Below are 21,862 nucleotides of genomic sequence, written 5' to 3' on the forward strand. Positions count from 1 at the left end.
TCTCAGGGCATGTTGTCGCCCGTTCACGTTAACGGGCCTGAATGCAGTCTTTCCCTGTCACGAATACTCCTGAGCAACGTGGCTGACAGACAGAACGCAATAGATGAAGCACGAACCCCTGAGATTCCGCCAGGGTGCAGAAAGGATAAGGTGCGCACTGGCCGGTTGATGGCCAGGACAGCGCAGCATTGCGCAGGCTAATCGCGCTATATCACGCTTCGAACCAGACATTTCTGATGGTGGAGTTTTAATGATTTTGTTTGAGAAATCATGGGTTTTAATGACGCCAGCTGGCGTTTATTGTCGTGATTATGTAGGAAAATTCTGAAGATGCACCGCGCCGGTGGCGAGTGACAGCGGGATTTCTGGCAACCGCCATACCTGCTGGTTTCCAGAACTGGCGCAATTATTTTCTGCCGGTTCATACGCGGTATAGCCATTGATGTGCAAAGCTACAAACCAGGCGCGCTTTCGGGTAAACTAGCGCGTTACTTTTATCTCCTCTCACCGAATCGTCAAAAAAGACTGAAAAGCCATGTTTGAAATTAATCCGGTCAAAAATCGTATCCAGGACCTCAGCGAGCGCAGCAGCGTTCTTAGGGGGTATCTTTGACTACGATGCCAAGAAAGAACGCCTCGAAGAAGTAAACGCCGAGCTGGAACAGCCGGACGTCTGGAACGAACCTGAACGCGCGCAGGCGCTGGGCAAAGAGCGCGCCTCGCTGGAAGCGGTGGTTGAAACGCTCGACCAGATGCAGCAGGGGCTGGAAGATGTGCAGGGTCTGCTGGAGCTGGCGGTTGAAGCCGACGACGAAGAGACCTTCAACGAAGCCGTGGTCGAGCTGGACGCGCTGGACGTGAAGCTGGGTGAACTGGAGTTCCGCCGTATGTTCTCCGGCGAATATGACAGCGCCGACTGCTACATGGATATTCAGGCCGGCTCCGGCGGCACCGAAGCGCAGGACTGGGCCAGCATGCTGCTGCGCATGTATCTGCGCTGGGCGGAAGCCAAAGGCTTCAAAACCGAGATCATCGAAGAGTCCGAAGGCGAAGTGGCCGGTACCAAATCAGCCACCATCAAAATCATCGGTGATTACGCTTACGGCTGGCTGCGTACCGAAACCGGCGTTCATCGTCTGGTGCGTAAGAGCCCGTTCGACTCCGGCGGTCGTCGTCACACCTCATTCAGTTCGGTATTTATTTACCCGGAAGTGGATGACAACATCGACATCGAAATCAACCCGGCCGACCTGCGTATCGACGTCTATCGCGCCTCGGGTGCCGGTGGTCAGCACGTTAACAAAACCGAGTCAGCGGTGCGTATTACCCACCTGCCGACCAACATTGTGGTGCAGTGCCAAAACGACCGCTCGCAGCATAAGAACAAAGATCAGGCCTTCAAACAGCTGCGTGCCAAGCTGTATGAATACGAAATGCAGAAGAAGAATGCCGACAAGCAGGCGGCGGAAGAGAACAAGTCGGACATCGGCTGGGGCAGCCAGATCCGTTCATACGTTCTTGACGATTCGCGCATCAAGGATCTGCGTACCAGCGTAGAAACGCGTAACACCCAGGCCGTACTGGATGGCGATCTTGACCGTTTTATTGAAGCAAGTTTAAAAGCAGGGCTATAAGGAACCGACATGTCTGAACAACAACCGCAGAGCGCTGATGCCGCCCTTGAGTTAAACAACGAACTGAAAGCGCGTCGCGAAAAACTCAGCGCGCTGCGTGAAAAGGGCGTGGCGTTTCCTAACGATTTCCGCCGTGACACCACCTCCGATCGTCTGCATGCCGACTATGACAGCAAAGAGAACGACGAGCTGGAAGCGCTCGGCGTTGAGGTGAGCGTAGCCGGTCGTATGATGACCCGCCGCATCATGGGTAAAGCGTCGTTCGCCACCCTGCAGGATGTAGGCGGTCAGATCCAGATCTACGTTTCGCGTGACGATCTGCCGGAAGGCGTCTACAACGAGCAGTTCAAAAAATGGGATCTCGGCGATATCCTCGGCGCGCGCGGTAAGCTGTTCAAAACCAAAACCGGCGAGCTGTCGATCCACATCTCTGAGCTGCGCCTGCTGACCAAAGCGCTGCGTCCGCTGCCGGACAAATTCCACGGCCTCGCCGATCAGGAAACCCGTTACCGTCAGCGTTACCTCGACCTGATCTCCAACGACGATTCGCGTAAAACCTTCAAAATTCGCTCACAAATCATGGCCGGCATTCGTCAGTTCATGGTTAACCGCGACTTTATGGAAGTGGAAACGCCGATGATGCAGGTGATTCCGGGCGGCGCGTCCGCGCGTCCGTTCATCACCCATCACAATGCGCTCGACATCGACATGTACCTGCGTATCGCGCCGGAGCTGTACCTCAAGCGTCTGGTGGTCGGCGGTTTTGATCGCGTGTTTGAGATCAACCGTAACTTCCGTAACGAAGGGATTTCGCCGCGCCACAATCCAGAGTTCACCATGATGGAACTCTATATGGCGTATGCGGATTACAAAGATCTGATCGAACTGACCGAGAGTCTGTTCCGCACCCTGGCGCAGGACGTGCTGGGCACGACGGAAGTGCCTTATGGTGAGCACACCTTCGATTTCGGCAAGCCGTTTGAGAAGCTCACCATGCGTGAAGCGATCAAGAAATACCGTCCGGAAACGGACCTCGCCGATCTGGATGACTTTGATAAAGCAGTGGCGATTGCCCATGCGCTGCACATCAAAGTGGAGAAGAGCTGGGGGCTGGGCCGCGTGGTGACCGAGATCTTCGAAGAGACCGCAGAAGCGCACCTGATTCAGCCAACCTTCATCACCGAGTATCCGGCAGAAGTGTCACCGCTGGCGCGTCGTAATGACGAGAACCCGGAAATCACCGACCGCTTTGAGTTCTTCATCGGCGGCCGTGAAATCGGTAACGGCTTCTCCGAGCTGAACGATGCGGAAGATCAGGCCGAGCGTTTCCTGCAGCAGGTTAACGCGAAGGACGCCGGTGATGACGAAGCGATGTTCTACGACGAAGACTACGTCACCGCGCTGGAGCACGGTCTGCCACCGACTGCGGGTCTGGGCATTGGTATCGACCGTCTGGTCATGCTGTTCACCAACAGCCACACCATTCGTGACGTGATCCTGTTCCCGGCTCTGCGCCCGACTGGTAAGTAATCAGGTTGCCTTCACCCTCACCCTAACCCTCTCCCATGGGGAGAGGGGACTTGCCTGTACCCCGGTGGGAGAGGGCCGCTGTGGTTTTCTCCCTCTCCCTGTGGGAGGGGGACGCTGTGGTTATCTCCCTCTCCCCGTGGCAGAGGTCAGCTCTGGTTTTCTCCCTCTCCCTGTGGGAGAGGGCCGGGGTGAGGGCATCAGCGCGCACCCAACCTAAGACTTCACCACCCCATCCAGCCACGCCTGGAACCGCGCATAAGGCACATACAGCGCCACATCTTTAAACAGCGTTTTGCCGCTCTTATTATCATCAATCCGACTGCTATAGCCGACAATCACCCCGGCCAGCGTGTCGTCGCTGGCGTTATACACCGCGCCGCCGGACATGCCTTTCACCACGCCGGCATTGGCCGCCACCACCACGCAACTGGCCTTATTCCAGTCATTGCTCAGCGTCGTATTGATCAGGTTTTTGCCGCTTGATGCCACCGGCAGCGCGGAGATAAAGCTATACCCATACAGATTAACGTTGTCGCCGATATGGCTGTTGCGGAACTGCGGGGGCAGGTTGGCTTCTTTATTCGCATGATAAACCACGGCGATATCGCACTCCGGATGCCACGCCTTTACCCGATACAGCGAATATTTGGCCACGTGCGCCGCCGTCAGGCTGTATTCGCGCGTCAGGGGGATAGTGGTGCCCAGCGCACCCATGCCGAGCACGGTGGGGATGCCGGTGACGGTCATATCGACGCGCCTGGCCGCTTCTGAGCTGTATTCATAGTGCCCGACCGAGCAGCCGCTTAAGCCGCCGATCGCCAGCGCGATGATCCATCGCATAACTCTGTCCCCCTGTTGTGTTGACGCCGCATTACCGGGCAATCCATTGGGGTATCGGCAATGTGCGACCATCCTTTACTGCCTGATTTAACGCCAGAAAGCGCCGTCGCTGTGACAGCGATCACAACCTGTTATCAAGCGTAGTCTGTTATCGCCATCCTGTCTCAGTGATGCATAAGCGACACTTTTTAGCGCCGGGATTATTGCCGCGCAGGCAAAATAGCCTTGCTGCCGCCCGGGTGGTTGAGAGTCAGAGGCTGTGCTTTAATAGCAGACTGTGACGCAGTTCAAAAATAAACATCCCCGCACTGTCGGAGGGATACGCGTCTGTCTTAACCGTACGGCGTTCGTCGTGCGGCCCGCCTGCAAAATTATTTTGGGAGAGTGTGTTATGCCTGTTGCATTACTGGCGCTGGCGCTGAGTGCGTTCGCCATCGGCACCACGGAGTTCGTCATCATGGGGTTACTGCCGGAAGTGGCGGGTGACCTGCAGGTGTCGATTCCTTCTGCGGGCTGGCTGATCAGCGGCTATGCGCTGGGCGTGGCCATCGGCGCGCCAATCATGGCGCTGCTGACCGCGAAACTGCCGCGTAAACGTACCCTGATTCTGCTGATGATCATCTTCATCATCGGCAACGTACTCTGTGCGCTGGCTTATACCTATAACCTGCTGATGCTGGCGCGCGTCATTACCGCGTTGTGTCACGGTGCGTTCTTCGGCATCGGTTCAGTGGTGGCGGCCAGCCTGGTGGCACCGAGCCGTCAGGCGTCGGCGGTGGCGCTGATGTTTACCGGTCTGACGCTGGCCAACGTACTGGGCGTGCCGCTCGGCACCTGGTTTGGTCAGCTGTTTGGCTGGCGCGCCACCTTCTGGGGCGTGGCGATTATTGGCATCCTCGCGTTCATCGCGCTGATTGTCAGCCTGCCGACTAACAAAGATGAAAAACCGGTGCACCTGGCGAGCGAAATCAGCGCGCTGGCCAACGGCAAATTGTGGCTGTCGCTGCTGATGACGGTGTGTTTTGCCGCCGCGATGTTTGCGCTGTTCAGCTACATTGCACCGCTGCTGCTGCAGGTGACCGGCATCAGCGATCGCGGTGTCAGCTGGACGCTATTCCTGATTGGCGCTGGCCTGACGGTGGGTAACATTGTTGGCGGAAAACTGGCGGACTGGAAAGTGTCGTTCAGCCTGATCCTCAGCTTCTCGCTGATCGCCGTGTTCTCGCTGCTGTTCAGCTGGACCAGCCATGCGCTGTGGCTGGCAGAGGTAACCCTGTTCCTGTGGGCAATGGCGACCTTCGCCACCGTGCCGGGCCTGCAAATTAACGTGGTGCGCCACGGTAAAGACGCGCCAAATCTGGTGTCGACGCTCAACATTTCGGCCTTCAACGTCGGTAACGCACTCGGTGCGTGGGTGGGCGGCGCAGTAATCGATAAAGGCTATGGCCTGACGGCGGTGCCGGTCGCGGCGGCAGCGCTGGCGGCAGCGGGATTAGTGGTTTGTCTGATGACCTTCCGCAAATCGGGCGGTCAGCGCGAGACGGTTCGCGCTTAAGCCAGACGCCGGGCGATGCGCTGCGGAAAGGTGGCCACCTGCTGCTGCAGGTGGTCGCAGAAGTGATCGACCAGCGCCGATGCCGGCCGATGCTGTGGCCGCACCAGGCTTACCGTGAACGGCACGGCAATACTGAAGCGGCGCATCACCACGCCGCTGTCGGCGTAATCCAGCGCCGTCAGCGGATTAACAATCGAAATGCCCACCCCGGCGCGCACCATCGCGCACACCGACGCGGCGCTGTGCGTCTCCAGCACCAGCCGCCGCTCCACCTGCTGCTCATGGAACAGCGCATCCAGCAACTGACGATAGCTATCGCTGCGCGACAGGCTGACATAGTTTTCACCGTGAAAATCCTGCGGCGTCAGCACCGCCCGCTGACACAGCGGATGCTGCGGCGGCAGCACACACACTTCATCACAGGTCAGCAGTGCCAGGCGTTCAGTCCCGGCGGGTGCATGCTGGGTTTCGGTCAGACCGAGATCGTAGCGCTGCGCCGACAGCCACTCCTCCAGCAGCGGCGACTCCTGCGGAATAATATTCAGGCTCACCTGCGGATAGCGCTGTAAAAACGGCTGCAGCAATGGCGGCAACAGCGACTGGGAAAAGACCGGCAGGCAGGCGATGGACAGCTCGCCCTGGCGGAAATTGCGCAACCCTTCGGCGGCATCCATGATGCGATCCAGACCGTACCACGAGCGCTGCACCTCTTCGTACAGCCGCAGCCCCTGCACGGTGGGCTGCAGGCGGCCGCGCACCCGCTCAAACAGCTGTAAGCCCAGCTGCTGCTCCAGCCGCGCCAGTTCGCGGCTCATCGTTGGCTGCGAGGTATGCAGCAGCGTGGCGGCCTGGGTCAGATTGCCGCTGGTCATCACCGCGTGAAAGATTTCGATATGCCGCCAGTTGATTTTTGCCATCGTCGCCTCCGTGTTATCCATATCATATTTGCATAGCTGATGCTTAAACAGATATTTTTCTGCATCACTGTGCTGTGGCTAAATGACAGCAACGACTCAGGAGAATGCTCATGCCACGTCCACTTAACGATTCCCAGACGGCGCTTAACGCCACAAATCTGCTGCCGCTGGCGCAGCGCTACAGCGGCCCGTTCTGGGCTTACGATGCCGAAATCATTCAGCAGCGTATTGCGCAGCTCAGCGCGTTTGACGTGGTGCGCTTTGCGCAAAAGGCCTGCTCAAATATTCATATTCTGCGCCTGATGCGTGCTGCCGGCGTCAGGGTCGATTCGGTTTCGCTCGGCGAGATCGAACGTGCGCTGGCTGCCGGTTTTCAGCCGGGCGGCGAGGATATTGTGTTCACCGCCGATGTGCTGGACTCACCGACGCTGGCGCGCATCGCCGAGCTGAAGGTGCCGGTGAATGCCGGCTCAGTAGATATGCTGCATCAGCTCGGCGCGGTTTCGCCGGGTCACAGCGTCTGGCTGCGCATTAATCCGGGCTTTGGCCACGGTCACAGCCAGAAAACCAATACCGGCGGCGAAAACAGTAAGCACGGCATCTGGCACAGCGATCTGCCGCTGGCGCTGGCGGCGATTCAGCAGCATGGCCTGCAGCTGGTGGGGCTACATATGCACATCGGTTCCGGCGTCGATTATGGCCATCTGCAGCAGGTGTGCGACGCGATGGTCGACCAGGTAGTGGCCTTTGGTCAGGACCTGCAGGCCATTTCGGCGGGCGGCGGGCTGTCGATTCCTTACCGCTTTGGTGAGGAGGCGATTGATACGCAGCACTATTACGGCCTGTGGAACGGCGCGCGCGAGCGTATCGCGGCGCACCTCGGCCATGCGGTGAAGCTGGAGATTGAGCCGGGCCGTTTTCTGGTGGCGGAGTCGGGCGTACTGGTGTCGCAGGTGCGGGCGGTGAAGCAGATGGGTAGCCGTCACTTTGTGCTGGTGGATGCCGGTTTCAGCGATCTGATGCGTCCGTCGATGTACGGCAGCTATCACCATATTTCGCTGCTGCCTGCCGATGGCAGTGTGCCGGGTGAGGCGCATGTGGAGAGCGTGGTGGCCGGGCCGCTGTGTGAGTCGGGAGATGTGTTTACCCAGCTGGAAGGGGGCAAAGTGGAAACCCGCGCGCTGCCGGCGGCACAGGTCGGCGATTATCTGGTGTTCCATGATACCGGCGCTTACGGCGCATCAATGTCCTCCAACTACAACAGCCGTCCGCTGATCCCGGAAGTGCTGTTTGAGCAGGGCGTGCCGCGTGAGATTCGCCGTGCGCAGACCATTCAGGAACTGCTGGCGCTGGAGCTGAACTGATGCGCATCGTGCCGCTCAGCAGCGTGCCGCATCACGCCAGCCAGATCACCGACTGGCTATGGCAGGCGTTTGGTGACGGCACCTCGCGCGCGTTTTACGACAGCATTGTACGCAGTAGCCTGAACGGTGCCGCGTTTCCGGTGACCTTTGTCGCGCTGGATGACGATGACGTGCCGCATGGCACGGTAGGGTTCTGGCGCTGCGATTTGATTAGCCGTCAGGATCTCTATCCGTGGGTTGCCGCGCTGTATGTGGATGAAGCGGCGCGCGGGCAGGGGCTGAGCACCGCCCTGCAACAGCACGTGCTGGATTACGCCCGCCAGCGCGGCTATGCAACGGTGTGGCTGTGGTCGACGTTTGGCGGCTACTACGAGCGTTTCGGCTGGCAGTATCAGTGTGATGCGCTGGAGTTTCCTGAGGTGCAGGTGAAGGTGTATTCGCAGGATTTATAGTGGGTTGGGTGCGCGCTGGCCCTCACCCCAACCCTCTCCCGCAAGCGGGCGAGGGGGCTGACCGCGCTCTCCCTGCCGCAAGGGCTGACCGCGCTCTGGAACGTTCCCTCTCCCTCAGGGAGAGGGTCAGGGTGAGGGAAAGCCCGCACCCGTTTAACCCGGCCCACCCACCGAATGCCGCCTGACCAGCGTCGGGCTAAACATATTGGTCACCTCCGGCAGCGCGGTGCCGTTGGCCAGCGCCAGCGCCAGCTGCGCGGCCTGCTGCGCCATGGTCACAATCGGATAGCGCACCGTAGTCAGGCGCGGACGCACGTAGCGCGACACCAGCACATCATCAAAGCCAATCAGCGACATCTCTTCCGGCACGCGAATGCCGTTATCGCTCAGCACCGCCAGCGCACCGGCGGCCATCGAATCGTTGTAGCACGCCACCGCGCTCACCTGCTTGCCGCGTCCGAGCAGTTCCGTCATTGCCTGCTCGCCACCAACCTCATCCGGTTCTCCCCACGCCACCAGCCGGTCGTTGCACGGCAGACCGTGCTCCTTCAGCGCATCGTAGTAGCCCTGCAGCCGATCTTCGGCGTCAGAGATGGTGTGCGTCGAGCAGATAAAGGCGATCTGCGTATGACCCTGCTGAATCAGGTGGCGCGTAGCCAGCCAGGCGCCGTAGCGGTCATCCAGCGCAATGCAGCGTGACTCAAACCCCTGCAGCAGCCGGTTCAGCAGCACCATGCCCGGCACCTGCTTCATCAGCAGCTCTAAATCGTCATCGGGAATTTTCTTGGCGTGCACCACCAGCGCAGCGCAGCGATGGCGCATCAGCTGTTCAATCGCCTGACGCTCTTTCTGCTCATTATGGTAACCGTTACCAATCAGCAGAAAGTTGCCGGTTTGCCCGGCGACTTCATCGACCGCTTTCACCATCGCGCCAAAAAACGGGTCTGACACATCGCCTACCACCAGCCCGAGCGTTTCGGTGGATTGCTGCGCCAGCGCGCGGGCATTGGCGTTCGGGTGATACTGCAGCTGTTCCATGGCCTGGGTAACGGCGAGGCGCGAACTCTCGCTGGCTTTGGGCGAATTATTGATGACGCGGGACACGGTCGCGACCGACACCCCCGCCATGCGGGCAACATCCTTAATAGTAGCCATGCAATGGTCGACATCCGGGAAAACGTTTACACATGCTCTCAGTGTTACGGAAAAGCCCGGCAGCCGCAACCCGCCAGAATGTCAGCGCTGTCGCAAAAGTGCGGAAAATCAGACGCTCACGGTGAGGCTTTAGCCCGGTAACGGCACCGTGCTATGCTGCCAGCCTGAATCACACCTGCCTGCCGGACCCATAACCATGAAAACTCGTGTGCCGCACCTTGCGCACTGGGGCGCGTTTACCGCCGTCACCGAAAATCAGCGCCTGATTGCCTGCGAACCTTTCTTCGCCGATGCCGATCCTTCCCCGATGATCCACACTCTCCCTGAATTGGTGTACTCGGATAAACGCATCCGTCAGCCGATGGTGCGCCGTTCGTGGCTGAAGTCGCGTGAAAACAGCGATCGCACGCTGCGCGGCCGGGAAGATTTTGTCGCCGTGGACTGGGACACCGCGCTCGATCTGGTGGCTGAAGAGAACCGCCGGGTGCGCGACCGCTACGGCGCTTCCGGCATTTTCAACGGTTCGTACGGCTGGTCATCAGCCGGTCGCGTTAACCACGCGCGCACCCTGATTCGTCGCTTCTATTTCCAGGGCGGCGGTGGCGTTGATCAGCAGGGTAACTACAGCTGGGGCGCGGCACAGTTCTTTCTGCCGTACGTGATTGGCACTTATATGCCGCTCACCGGCCGCGTCACCGACTGGCCGCAGGTGGTGGAGCATGCAGAAATTTTCGTCGCCTTTGGCGGCCTGGCGCTGAAAAATGCGCAGGTGGCCTCCGGCGGCGCCGGCGAGCACAGCCTGAAACCGGCGCTGCAGCAGCTGAGCGCCAAAGGCACGCCGATCATTAACATCAGCCCGATGCGCGATGACTGCCCGGCATTCGTTAACGCCGAGTGGATTCCGATTCGCCCGAACACCGACGTGGCGCTGATGCTGGCGCTCGGCTATGAAATTACCCGCCGCAACGCGATCGATGAGGCTTTCCTCGCCAGCCACTGCACCGGCTGGCCGCAACTGCGTGCCTATCTGCTGGGCGAAAGCGACGGCGTGGCGAAAACGCCCGCGTGGGCCAGTGCGATAACCGGCATCCCGGCGGCGCGTATCGCGCTGCTGGCGCAGCAGCTGGTGGGCAAACGCAGCTTTATCACCTGTGCTTATGCGGTGCAGCGCGCCCATCGCGGCGAGCAGCCGTACTGGATGATGATTGCGCTCTCGTCGATGCTGGGCCAGCCGGGACTGCCGGGCGGCGGCTTCTCTTTTGGTCATGGCTCAATGAACAGCGTCGGCAATCCGCGCCAGGAAGGCCCGGCGCCGCTGATGAGCACCGGCCCGAATCCGGCGAACCTGTCGATCCCGGTGGCGCGCATCAGCGACATGCTGCTCAATCCCGGCCAGCCGTATGCGTTTCAGGGCGAGACGCTGCACTATCCCGACATTCACCTGGTGCACTGGGCAGGCGGCAATCCGTTCCACCATCACCAGCAGCTCAACCGGCTGGTCGAGGGCTGGCAGCGTCCGGATACGGTCATCGTGCAGGATATCGTCTGGACGCCCGCGGCGCAGATGGCGGATATCGTGCTGCCGGCCACCACCACGCTGGAGCGCAACGACATTGGCGGCTCCTCGCGTGACCGCTTCGTGCTGGCGATGCACCAGGCGATTAAACCGCAGCATCAGGCGCGTAACGACTTTGATATTTTTGCCGATCTGGCCGATCGCCTTGGCTACCGCGATCGCTTTACCGAAGGACGCAACGAGATGCAGTGGATTGAGCATCTTTACCAGCAGTGCGCGCAGGCGCATGCGCAGCTGGACATCGCGTTCCCGGAGTTCGAGGCATTCTGGCAGCGCGGTTTTGTTGAGATTCCGCAGGGCGGCAAGCCGTACGTGTTTATGGATGATTTCCGCGCCGATCCGCAGGCGCATCCGATTCACACCGCCAGCGGTAAAATTGAGCTGTTTTGCCAGACCATCGCCGATTACCAGCTGGCGGATTTCGCCGGGCATCCGGAGTGGCGCGCGCCGCAGGAGTGGCTTGGCGCAGCGCTCAGCGCGCAGTTCCCGCTGCACATGATTTCGGTGCAGCCTGCGGATCGCCTGCACAGCCAGCTGGATGCCACCGCCACGGTGCAGGCCGGCAAAACTGCCGGTCACGAAACGCTGTATATGCACATTGACGATGCCGCCGCGCGCGGTATCAGTGACGGCGATGAGATTGAAGTGAGCAACGCGCGTGGCCGTATGCTGGCTGGCGTTCGCCTGACGGACGGCCTGACGCCCGGCGTGGTGATCATCGCCACCGGCGCCTGGTTCGATCCCGGTTTCGGCAAAGCGTGGCAGCCGTGGGACCGCGCCGGCAACCCTAACGTGCTGACGCTCGACATCGGAACCTCGTCGTTAACTCAGGGACCAAACGCCATGAGCTGCCTGGTGGAAATTAAAAAACACGCCAGTTGCACAATCGGCTAACAATCTCACCGCTGGTTACATTTTGCCGGTAACTGTTGCGTTTGAGTGATAGTTTCTGCGCTGAGCAACTTGCTACAGTCAGGGTCCCAGAGGTATTGATGGGTGAACATCAACAGTTTTCTTGATTACACCGACCTGCGCAGATGCGCAGGTTTTTTTTGCCTGCGATCTGCCGGTGTGAAGCGTCCCGTTGTGGTGACCTCAATCGGGCATAAACGAACTGATACATTGTTTTCCTGTCAACTCGCTTTACCTTTCTTTATAACTGCAGCTAACCCCTTTGGATTCATCTTTTATCGCAGCGGATCGCCATGCCCCCGATTAAAAAATTTCTGGGAAAAGACCAGATTAAAGCCCCGTTTAACCCGTTTCGTTTTCGTCTGATTTGTCTGGGCGTATTAGGCTGCATGGGCCTGCTGCTGGCGCGTGTCGGCGATCTGCAGCTGATCAATCATCCGATGCTGGAGCACGAGGCCGACCAGCGCTCGCTGCGTACCGTGACGCTGCCGACCAACCGCGGCACGCTGCTCGACCGCGACGGCCAGGCGCTGGCGCTCAGCGTGCCATCGCGCGATATCATCGCCGATCCGCTGCGCGTGCTGGAGGCCAATCCCGATTTCACCAGCGCCAAATGGAGCTATCTGGCGGCGGCGCTGAATCTGCGACCGGACGAGCTGCGCGCGCAGATCACCGCCAATCCGAAAAAGCGCTTCCTCTATCTCGGGCGCAAAATCGAGCTGGGCATTGCCAAAGATATTGCAGAGCTGCATCTGAAAGGCATCAGTTCGGTGTATGACGACAGCCGTTTTTATCCGATGAGTGAGGCCGCGGCGCCGCTGATTGGCATCGTCGGGGCGGACAATAACGGGCTTAACGGGCTGGAGAAGGGCTTTGACCGGGTACTGCAGGGCGAGCCGGGTAAAGAGGTGTATCGCCAGGATGGGGACGGCAACATTATTGCGATGATCGATTACGAGCCGCCGAAGCAGCCGCCGACGGTGCAGCTCAGCATCGATAAGTTTGACCAGTTTACGCTGTACAGCAAGCTGCGCGACGGCGTGCTGCTCAACAAGGCCGATTCAGGCGCGGCGGTGCTGGTGAAGATCGACACCGGCGAAATCCTCGCCATGGCGTCTTATCCGTCGTTCAACCCCAACAATTATGACAACGCCACGCCGGCGCAAATGCGCAATACCGCCATCAACGACAGCTACGAGCCCGGTTCGACGGTGAAGCCGCTGGTGGTGATGGAAGGGCTGCAGCGTCATCTGGTGCGCCCCGATTCGGTGATCGACACCACGCCCTACAGCGTCAACGGCCACCTGATCCGCGATGTCGGCCACTGGCCGCGCCTGACCATGACCGGCATTTTGCAGAAATCCAGCGACATCGGCGTCTCGCACATCGCGCTGGCAATGCCGGCGGAAGCGCTGGTGAACACCTATCAGGCGTTTGGTCTCGGCAAGCCGACCGGGCTGGGGCTGACCGGAGAGAGCGTGGGCTACTTCCCGCTGCATCGCCAGCGCTGGGCCGACATCGAGCGCGCCACTTTTTCGTTCGGTTACGGTCTGCGCGTAACGCCGCTGCAGATTGCGCGTGAATACGCCACGCTCGGTTCGTATGGCGTCTATCGCCCGCTGTCGATCACCAAAGTGACGCCACCGGTGCTGGGCAGGCAGGTGGCGGATCCGCAGATCGTGCAAACCGTGGTGCACATGCTGGAGAGTGACGTGCTGCCGGGCGGTACCGGGGTGAAAGCGGCGGTACCGGGCTACCGGCTGGCGACCAAAACCGGCACCGCGGAGAAGATGGGCAGCAGCGGCAAATATGACGGCGGCTATGTCAACTACACCGCCGGCATCGCGCCGGCCAGCCATCCGGAAGTGGCGCTGGTGGTGATGATTAACCATCCTACCGCTGGCGATCACTTTGGCGGCTCGGTGGCCGCGCCGGTATTCGGCAACATCATGGGGCCGGTGCTGAAACACATGAACGTGGCACCCGACGCGATTTACAGTAAACCGGCATCAGATAAATCTTAACGAAATCAGGATGTAAACGCGCAGTCGAGCTTTTCACACCTCGTTGCATTTCGCCGAACTCCGTTGCGATTTGCGGCTGTTATCCGTGCCGCCATTGCGCGACGATAAAGGTCCCAGAGGTATTGATTGGTGTGAAGATCGGCTGCTGCGGCAGCGATACCCTTGTGGTATTCACCCTGTTCGGTTGCACCGACCCACGCGGATGCGTGGGTTTTTTTTGCCTGTAAGTTGTCCTCCTCTCCCGTTTATTGCGCCTGCGCGCGCCATCACCGGCCGTTGCCGGGCGCGGTTTAAATCCTGCATCTCTTAACGAAACGCTTACGGTTTGCGTATAGAAAACGTTCTGGCGATCCGCCGATAATGCGCGTCGTGATGATTTTCGCTGAAATAATCCCCTGTTTACCGGGGGTTTTACCCACACTTTTGCTGATCTGAAGACGCTGATGACTATCCATGCTCCCCGTTCTGGTTTCTCCCGCTGGCTGAAATGGCTGCTTGTGTTGCTGGTGCTGCTGATCGCGGCAGGCGTGATCTGGCGTGTGGCAGGCGGCAAGCGGGGCGCAGCACCCGGCGACCTGCCGCCAGGCGGTCATCGCGGCGCGGCGCAGATGAGCGGCCCGGCAACGCTGGTGCACAGCGGCGTTGCCGCGACAGCCGACGTGCCGGTGTACCTGAATGCGCTCGGCACGGTGATCCCCAACGCCAGCGTCACCGTCACCAGCCGCGTGGCCGGGCAGCTGCAGCAGGTGTTCTTTACTGAAGGGCAGAAAGTCAGCGCCGGTCAGCTGCTGGCGCAGATCGATCCGCGCAGTTATCAGGCGACGCTGGCGCAGTATCAGGGCGATCTCAGCCAGAACCAGGCGCTGCTGCACAGTGCGCAACTGACGCTGGCACGCTACAAAAAGCTGGCAGCGCAGGACTCGCTGTCGCGCCAGGATCTGGATAGCCAGATTGCTACCGTCGGCCAGTATCAGGGCGCGGTGGCGGCGGATCAGGCGCAAATCGCCAGCGCAAAACTGGATATTGAGTATGCCCGCATCACCTCGCCGATCAGCGGCCGCGTGGGCCTGCGGCTGGTCGATCCCGGCAATATGGTGCAGACCAGCGACACCACCGGCATTGTGGTGGTGACGCAAATGCAGCCTGCTGCCGTGACGTTCAGCGTGCCGCAGAGTTACATCGCGCAGCTGACGCGCGCACTGCGCAACGGCCAGAGCCTGCCCGCGACGGCCTTCGATCAGGACAACAGCACCATACTGGCGCAGGGTGAGGTGAAGTACATCAGCAATCAGATCGATACCAGCACCGGCACCATCGAACTGAAAGCCAGCTTTCCTAACCAGGACGAAGCGCTGTTTGCCAACCAGTTCGTTAATCTGCGTCTGCAAACCGGCACGCTGAAAAACGCGACGGTGATCCCGGCGCAGGCGCTGCAGCTGAGCAGCGACGGGAGCTTTGTGTTTATTATCAACAAAGACAATAGCGTGACGCGCAAAGCGGTCACCACCGGACCGGCACTGGGGGAAGATCGTCAGGCGATCCTGCAGGGCGTGGCGCCAGGCGATCGTCTGGTGACCGAGGGGATCGATCGTCTGACTAACGGCAGCAAAGTCCAGCTGGCTGACGACAGCAAAAGTACCCAGCCATGAATCCGTCTCGTCTGTTTATCCTGCGCCCGGTGGCGACGATTCTGCTGATGATCGGCGTGCTGATCGCCGGCCTGTTCGCTTATCGCTTTCTCTCCACCTCGGCGCTGCCGCAGGTGGATTATCCGACCATTCAGGTTACTACCCTTTATCCTGGCGCCAGCCCGGACGTGATGGCCTCATCCGTAACCTCGCCGCTGGAGCGTCAGCTCGGTCAGATGGCCGGTCTTAGCCAGATGACGTCTGCCAGCTCGGGCGGATCATCGATTATTACCCTGAAATTCAGCCTCGATCTGTCGCTTGACGTCGCTGAACAGGAAGTTCAGGCGGCAATCAACGCAGCGAATAATCTGCTACCGGAAGATCTGCCTAATCCGCCGACGTATAAAAAGGTCAATCCGGCCGACAGTGCAGTGATCACGCTGGCCGCCAGTTCCGACACGCTGCCGCTGACTGAAGTGCAGGATCTGGTGAACACGCGCGTGGCGCTGAAGCTGTCGCAAATCAACGGTGTGGGGATGGTGACCCTGGCGGGCGGCAATCAGCCGGCGATTCGCGTGCAGATGGATCCAAAAGCGCTGGCGGCGCACAAGTTGTCGCTGGAAGACGTCAATACGCTGATCGCCAACAGCAACGTCAACGGTTCGAAAGGCGGTTTCGACGGCAAATATCACTCGGTGACCATCGACGCCAACGACCAGCTGCGCACCGCAGCCGAATACGGCAATCTGATTCTCACCTGGCAGAACGGTGCGGCGCTGCGGCTGAAAGATATCGCCCATATCGAACAGGGGCCGGAGAATCGCTTTCAGTCGGCGTGGGCCAATAACCGTCCGGCGATTGTCATCAGCGTGCAGCGCCAGCCCGGCGCCAACGTCATTCAGGTGGTGGATAGCATTAAAAAGCAGCTGCCCGTACTGCAGGCGGCGCTGCCGGATGGCGTGAAAATGCGTGTGCTCGCCGATCGCACGCAAACCATCCGCGCCTCGATCAGCGACGTACAGTTTGAACTGATGCTGTCGATCGCACTGGTGGTGATGGTGACCTTCCTGTTTCTGCGCAACGTGGCGGCGACGCTGATTCCCAGCGTGGCAGTACCGCTGTCGCTGATTGGCACCTTTGGCGTGATGTATCTCGCCGATTTTAGCCTCAACAACCTGTCGCTGATGGCGCTGACCATCGCCACCGGGTTTGTCATTGATGACGCGATTGTGGTGGTGGAGAACATTTCGCGCCGGCTGGAGCAGGGCGAAACGCCGATGCAGGCGGCGCTGAAAGGTTCGCAGCAGATTGGCTTCACCATCATTTCCCTCACGTTTTCCCTGATTGCGGTCCTGATTCCGCTGCTGTTTATGGGCGATGTGGTCGGACGGCTGTTCCGCGAATTCGCCATCACCCTGGCCGTGTCGATTCTGGTGTCGATGGTGGTGTCGCTGACGCTGACGCCGATGCTGTGTGCCTGGCTGTTAAGGCATATTCCTGAGGCGCAGCAGTCACGCTTTGCGCGCAAAGGCGGCGAGCTGTTTGACAAACTGGTCCGCGGCTATGACCGCCTGCTCAGCGTAGTGCTCAACCATCAGAAGCTGACGCTGCTGGTGGCGCTGGCAACCTTTGCACTCACCGCGCTGCTGTATCTGGCCATCCCGAAAGGGTTCTTTCCCACGCAGGATACCGGGCTGATTCAGGGGGTGACCGTGGCGTCGCAGGATGTCTCGTTCACGGCGATGGCGCAGCGTCAGCAGGCGCTGGCAACGGTGATCCTGCAAAATCCGGCGGTCGAAAGTGTGTCCTCAACCATTGGTATCGACGGCAATAACACCAGTCTCAATAGCGGGCGCCTGCAGATCAACCTGAAAGCGTTTGACCAGCGCGACGTCAAAGCCGATGAGGTGATTGCGCAGCTACAGCAGGCGGCGCGCCAGGTCGCCGGCATTCAGCTTTATCTGCAGCCAGCACAGGACCTGACGGTCAACGATCAGGTGACGCCGAGCCAGTACCAGTTCACCCTCGATGATGCCGACAGCGAAAACCTGGTGCGCTGGACGCCGCAGCTGATAGCTGCGCTGCAGCAGCGCCCGGAGTTTAATGGCGTGGTCAGCAACCTGCAGGATCAGGGGCGCGTGGCCTATGTGGAGCTGAACCGCGATAAAGCGGCGCGCTACGGCATCACGGCAGCTGACGTCGATACCGCGCTGTACAACAGCTTTGGTCAGCGGCTGGTTTCCACCATTTTTACCCAGGCGAACCAGTATCGCGTGGTGCTGGAAGTGGCGCCGCAGTATCAGCAGTCTCCGGCGTCTTTTGATGACGTTTATCTGCCGGTGAGCAGCAGTGCATCAACCAGCAGCGACAGCGACAGTGAGACCACCACCACCGGCATGGTGAAACTCACCGCCATCGCCAGCGTGCATGCGCGGACCGGGGCGCTGATGCACATGCGCCTGAATCAGTTCCCGGCGGTGATGGTGTCGTTCAATCTTAACCCCGGTTATTCGCTGGAGGAGGGACAGCGGGCGATTGCGCAGGTCACGCAGCAGCTTAAACTGCCCGCCAGCATAACGCTGCGCTATCAGGGTGAAACCGCGGCGTTTCAGAGCGCCACCGGCAACACGCTGTGGCTGATTCTGGCGGCGCTGATCACCATGTACGTGGTGCTGGGCATTCTGTATGAAAGCTTTATTCATCCGGTGACCATTCTCTCCACGCTGCCGTCGGCGGCGGTCGGGGCGCTGCTGACGCTGATGCTGGCGGGCAGTGAATTCAGCCTGATCGCGCTGATTGGCGTCATTCTGCTGATTGGCATCGTCAAAAAGAACGCCATTATGATGATCGACTTCGCGCTGGAGGCGCAGCATAAGCAGCAAATGACGCCGCGCGAAGCGATCCATCAGGCCTGTCTGCTGCGCTTCCGGCCGATTCTGATGACCACCATGGCGGCGCTGCTCGGTGCGCTGCCGCTGATGCTGGCCTCCGGCTCCGGTGCCGAACTGCGTCAGCCGCTCGGGCTGGTGATTGTCGGTGGCCTGCTGGTGAGCCAGGTGCTGACGCTGTTCTCCACCCCGGTGATCTATCTGTGGTTTGATGGGCTGGCGCAGCGCGGTAAGCGCTACGTGCAGCGCCGGCAGCAGCAGGCGCGGGGCGAGCCATGAACATCACCCGGCTATTTATCTTTCGCCCGGTTGCCACGCTGCTGCTGACGCTGGCGATCCTGCTGCTCGGGGCGCTGGGCTACCGGCTGCTGCCCGTCGCGCCGCTGCCGCAGGTGGATTTTCCTACCATCATGGTCAGCGCCAGCCTGGCCGGTGCCAGCCCGGAAACCATGGCGGCCACGGTAGCGACGCCGCTGGAGCGTTCGCTCGGCCAGATTGCCGGTGTGACGGAGATGACGTCGACCAGCTCGCAGGGCTCGACCAGCGTGATACTGCAGTTTGAACTTGACCGCGATATCAATGGCGCGGCGCGCGACGTGCAGGCAGCGATAAACGCGGCGCGCAGCCTGTTACCGAGTGCTATGGAGTCGCTGCCGACCTATCGCAAAGCAAATCCCTCGGACGCGCCGATTGTGATGCTGGCGCTTACCTCCGCCACGCGCACGCCGGGTGAACTGTATGACCTCGCCGAAAGCAAAATTGAACAGGCGATGGGGCAGGTCAGGGGCGTGGGCGAGGTGTCGCTGATGGGCAGCGCGCTGCCGGCGGTCCGCATCGATCTGCAGCCGCAACAGCTGACGCACTATGGCATTGCGCTGGATACGGTGCGCAGCGCCGTCGCCAGCAGCACCACCAATCTGCCGAAAGGCATGCTGCAGGGCAGTAGCCAGTCCTGGATGGTGGACGGCAACGGCCAGCTGGACAAAGCGGCACAGTACCGCGACCTGATAGTCAGCTACCACGCGGGTAAGGCGGTGCGACTGCATGACGTCGCCACGGTGTATGACTCGGTGGAGGATCAGTATCAGGCCGGCTTTCTCAATTCACAGCCGTCGGTGATGATCGCCATCAAGCGTCAGGCCGGCGCTAACATGCTCGACACCATTGACGCCATCAAAGCGCAGCTGCCACAGCTGGAGAAAGATCTGCCTGCCGATACCCAGCTCAAAGTGGTGGTGGACCGTTCGCCAACGGTGCGCGCCTCACTGTATGACACCGAAGAGACGCTGCTGGTGGCGATGCTGCTGGTGATTGCTGTGGTATTTGTCTTCCTGCGTAATCTGCAGGCGGTGGTGATTCCGGCGCTGGCGCTGCCGGTGTCGCTGATCGGCACCTGCGCGGTGATGTATCTGCTCGGCTACAGTCTTGATAACCTGTCGCTGATGGCGCTGATCATCGCCACGGGTTTTGTCGTTGATGACGCCATCGTGGTGCTGGAAAATATCACCCGGCACATCGAAGCCGGTCTGAGTCCGCTGCGTGCCGCCCTGCGCGGTGCCCATGAGGTGAGCTTTACGGTGCTGTCGATGACGGTGTCGCTGGTGGCGGTGTTTATCCCGATTCTGCTAATGGGCAGTATTGTTGGCCGCCTGTTCCGCGAATTTGCGGTGACGCTGACGGTCTCACTGCTGATCTCCATGTTTGTCTCGCTCAGCCTGACCCCGATGCTGTGCGCCCGGCTGCTGCGGCCGAAGCCGCAGGTCACCCGGCGGCCGCATCCGCTCTATCAGCTGATTGAAAATGCGCTCAACGCGCTGCTGGCCGCTTACGCGCGTGGCCTGGCGTGGGTGATGGCGCACCAGAAGATTACCCTGCTGAGTTTGCTGCTCACCGTGCTGCTTAACCTGTTTCTGTTTAGCGTGGTGCAAAAGGGCTTTTTCCCCAATCAGGACACCGGCCTGCTGATGGGCGCCCTGCGCGCTGACCAGAACATCTCCTTCCAGGCGATGAAGCCAAAGATGCTGGCGTTCACCAAAATCATTGAGGCCGATCCGGCGGTAGACAGCGTAATGTCCTCAATGGGCAGCGGCATGTTTGGCTCGCGCAATAGCGCCAACTTTTTTGTCCGGCTGAAAGATTTTGATCAGCGCAGCGCCAGCGCCACCGAAGTGGCTAACCGGCTGAGCCTGAAAACCCGCCATATTGCCGGGGCGCAGCTGTTCCTGATGGCCGCGCAGGATCTGCACATCGGCGGGCGCAGCGCCAACGCCACTTATCAGTACAGCCTGCAGGCTGACAATCTCGATCTGCTGCGCCGCTGGACGCCAAAAGTCCAGGCGGCGCTGGCCGCGATACCGCAACTCAACAGCGTGGATTCCGATGCGCAAACTGGCGGACAGGAGGTGGTGATCAACATCGATCGCGACCGCGCCACGCGGCTGGGCGTTAACGTGCAGATGCTGGACACGCTGCTGAACAATGCCTTTAGCCAGCGACAGATTGCCACGCTCTATCACACGCTCAATCAGTACCATGTGGTGATGGCCCTGCAGGACAGCGACACGCGCGATCCGGCCATGTTGCAACAACTGTATGTGATTAACGACAGCGGCGATCGCGTGCCGCTGGCGGCCTTTGCCCGCTTCAGCGGCGGCAACGCGCCGCTGTCGGTTGCGCATCAGGGCCAGTCAGCGACCAGCACCATCGCCTTCAACCTCAACGACGGCGTGTCGCTGGAGCAGGCGCAGACGCTGATTAAGCAAGCGATGGCACAGCTGGGGTTGCCCTCGAGCATTCAGGCGGGTTTTGCCGGCACTGCCGCAGCGTTCTCTCAGCTCACCGCCACTATGCCGTGGCTGATTATTGCGGCGCTGGCGGCGGTGTATATCGTCCTGGGCGTGCTGTATGAGAGTTACATTCACCCGCTGACCATTCTCTCCACGCTGCCGTCGGCAGGCGTCGGGGCGCTGCTGCTGTTGCTGCTGACCAATACGCAGCTGACGGTGATTGCGCTGATCGGCATCATTTTGCTGATCGGTATCGTCAAGAAAAACGCCATCATGATGATCGATTTTGCCCTGCACGCCGAGCGCAGCCAGGGGTTGTCGCCGCAGCAGGCGATTACGCAGGCGTGCCTGATGCGCTTTCGGCCGATCATGATGACCACGCTGGCCGCCTTCTTCGGCGCTCTGCCGCTGGCGCTGGGCAGCGGTGGCGACGCTGATTTACGCAGTCCGCTGGGGATTGCGATTGCCGGCGGTCTGGCCCTGAGCCAGCTGCTAACCCTGTTTACCACGCCAGTGGTCTATCTCTGGCTGGATCGTCTCAGCCGCGCCACCCAGCGTCAGTGGCGGCGCGTGCGTCATGTGGAATCCTGATTGATGAAAA

Annotated in this window: 13 protein-coding genes; 10 read left to right on the forward strand and 3 right to left on the reverse strand. The window is 60.2% G+C overall.

Annotated features, from left to right (window positions below; all coding sequences use genetic code 11):
• Positions 1 to 535 precede the first annotated feature (535 nt).
• Positions 536 to 1,634 (forward strand): peptide chain release factor 2 gene (gene prfB, locus CBW22_RS16555; RefSeq protein WP_104093670.1). Its coding sequence is split into 2 segments (ribosomal slippage): positions 536 to 610 and positions 612 to 1,634, totalling 1,098 coding nucleotides; the frame shifts between segments, so codons are not numbered across the junction.
• Between the two features lie 9 nt (positions 1,635 to 1,643).
• The gene (gene lysS / locus CBW22_RS16560) at positions 1,644 to 3,164 is read left to right on the forward strand and encodes a lysine--tRNA ligase (RefSeq protein WP_088517217.1); all 1,521 of its coding nucleotides are present in this window, start codon (positions 1,644 to 1,646) and stop codon (positions 3,162 to 3,164) included.
• A gap of 213 nt (positions 3,165 to 3,377) precedes the next feature.
• Here the strand turns inward: lysS and CBW22_RS16565 are convergent, their stop codons facing one another.
• The gene (locus tag CBW22_RS16565) at positions 3,378 to 4,004 is read right to left on the reverse strand and encodes a hypothetical protein (RefSeq protein WP_021506683.1); all 627 of its coding nucleotides are present in this window, start codon (positions 4,002 to 4,004) and stop codon (positions 3,378 to 3,380) included.
• Positions 4,005 to 4,395: 391 nt separating this feature from the next.
• Here CBW22_RS16565 and CBW22_RS16570 point away from each other — a divergent pair, with 391 nt between their 5' ends.
• Positions 4,396 to 5,559: an MFS transporter gene (locus tag CBW22_RS16570; protein WP_088517218.1), complete on the forward strand. Its 1,164-nt coding sequence runs from the start codon at positions 4,396 to 4,398 to the stop codon at positions 5,557 to 5,559.
• On the opposite strand, the gene CBW22_RS16575 is transcribed toward CBW22_RS16570, so the two are convergent.
• Positions 5,556 to 6,476 carry a LysR family transcriptional regulator gene (locus CBW22_RS16575; protein WP_088517219.1) on the reverse strand — a complete coding sequence of 307 codons (921 nt, stop codon included), beginning with the start codon at positions 6,474 to 6,476 and terminating at the stop codon, positions 5,556 to 5,558. The genes CBW22_RS16570 and CBW22_RS16575 overlap by 4 nt on opposite strands.
• A 110-nt stretch (positions 6,477 to 6,586) precedes the next feature.
• Here CBW22_RS16575 and lysA point away from each other — a divergent pair, with 110 nt between their 5' ends.
• Both lysA and CBW22_RS16585 read left to right on the forward strand, forming a co-directional pair.
• The gene (gene lysA, locus CBW22_RS16580; RefSeq protein ID WP_088517220.1) at positions 6,587 to 7,840 is read left to right on the forward strand and encodes a diaminopimelate decarboxylase; all 1,254 of its coding nucleotides are present in this window, start codon (positions 6,587 to 6,589) and stop codon (positions 7,838 to 7,840) included.
• Positions 7,840 to 8,292 carry a GNAT family N-acetyltransferase gene (locus CBW22_RS16585; RefSeq protein WP_088517221.1) on the forward strand — a complete coding sequence of 151 codons (453 nt, stop codon included), beginning with the start codon at positions 7,840 to 7,842 and terminating at the stop codon, positions 8,290 to 8,292. The genes lysA and CBW22_RS16585 overlap by 1 nt, the downstream gene beginning before the upstream one ends.
• A gap of 153 nt (positions 8,293 to 8,445) precedes the next feature.
• On the opposite strand, the gene galR is transcribed toward CBW22_RS16585, so the two are convergent.
• Positions 8,446 to 9,447, reverse strand: coding sequence for an HTH-type transcriptional regulator GalR (gene galR, locus CBW22_RS16590; protein WP_031279486.1), 1,002 nt, complete (start codon positions 9,445 to 9,447; stop codon positions 8,446 to 8,448).
• Positions 9,448 to 9,643: 196 nt separating this feature from the next.
• On the opposite strand from galR, the gene CBW22_RS16595 reads away from it, so the two are divergent.
• The 5 genes from CBW22_RS16595 to CBW22_RS16615 all read left to right on the forward strand — a co-directional run bounded on the left by CBW22_RS16595 (position 9,644) and on the right by CBW22_RS16615 (position 21,852).
• Positions 9,644 to 11,917 (forward strand): molybdopterin-dependent oxidoreductase, encoded by a 2,274-nt coding sequence (locus CBW22_RS16595; RefSeq protein ID WP_088517222.1) that lies wholly within the window; start codon positions 9,644 to 9,646, stop codon positions 11,915 to 11,917.
• 311 nt (positions 11,918 to 12,228) lie between these two features.
• Entirely contained in the window at positions 12,229 to 13,959 is a 1,731-nt protein-coding gene (locus CBW22_RS16600) for a penicillin-binding transpeptidase domain-containing protein (RefSeq protein WP_021506690.1), read from the forward strand.
• Between the two features lie 443 nt (positions 13,960 to 14,402).
• The gene (locus CBW22_RS16605; protein ID WP_088517223.1) at positions 14,403 to 15,608 is read left to right on the forward strand and encodes an MdtA/MuxA family multidrug efflux RND transporter periplasmic adaptor subunit; all 1,206 of its coding nucleotides are present in this window, start codon (positions 14,403 to 14,405) and stop codon (positions 15,606 to 15,608) included.
• Entirely contained in the window at positions 15,605 to 18,754 is a 3,150-nt protein-coding gene (locus tag CBW22_RS16610; protein ID WP_088517224.1) for a multidrug efflux RND transporter permease subunit, read from the forward strand. The genes CBW22_RS16605 and CBW22_RS16610 overlap by 4 nt, the downstream gene beginning before the upstream one ends.
• A complete protein-coding gene (locus tag CBW22_RS16615) occupies positions 18,751 to 21,852 on the forward strand; it encodes an efflux RND transporter permease subunit (protein WP_088517225.1) in 3,102 nt (1,033 codons plus the stop codon). The genes CBW22_RS16610 and CBW22_RS16615 overlap by 4 nt, the downstream gene beginning before the upstream one ends.
• Positions 21,853 to 21,862: the final 10 nt, after the last annotated feature.

Source organism: Pantoea sp. VS1, assembly GCF_002207995.1.
GTDB classification, from domain to species: Bacteria; Pseudomonadota; Gammaproteobacteria; order Enterobacterales; family Enterobacteriaceae; genus Pantoea; species Pantoea dispersa.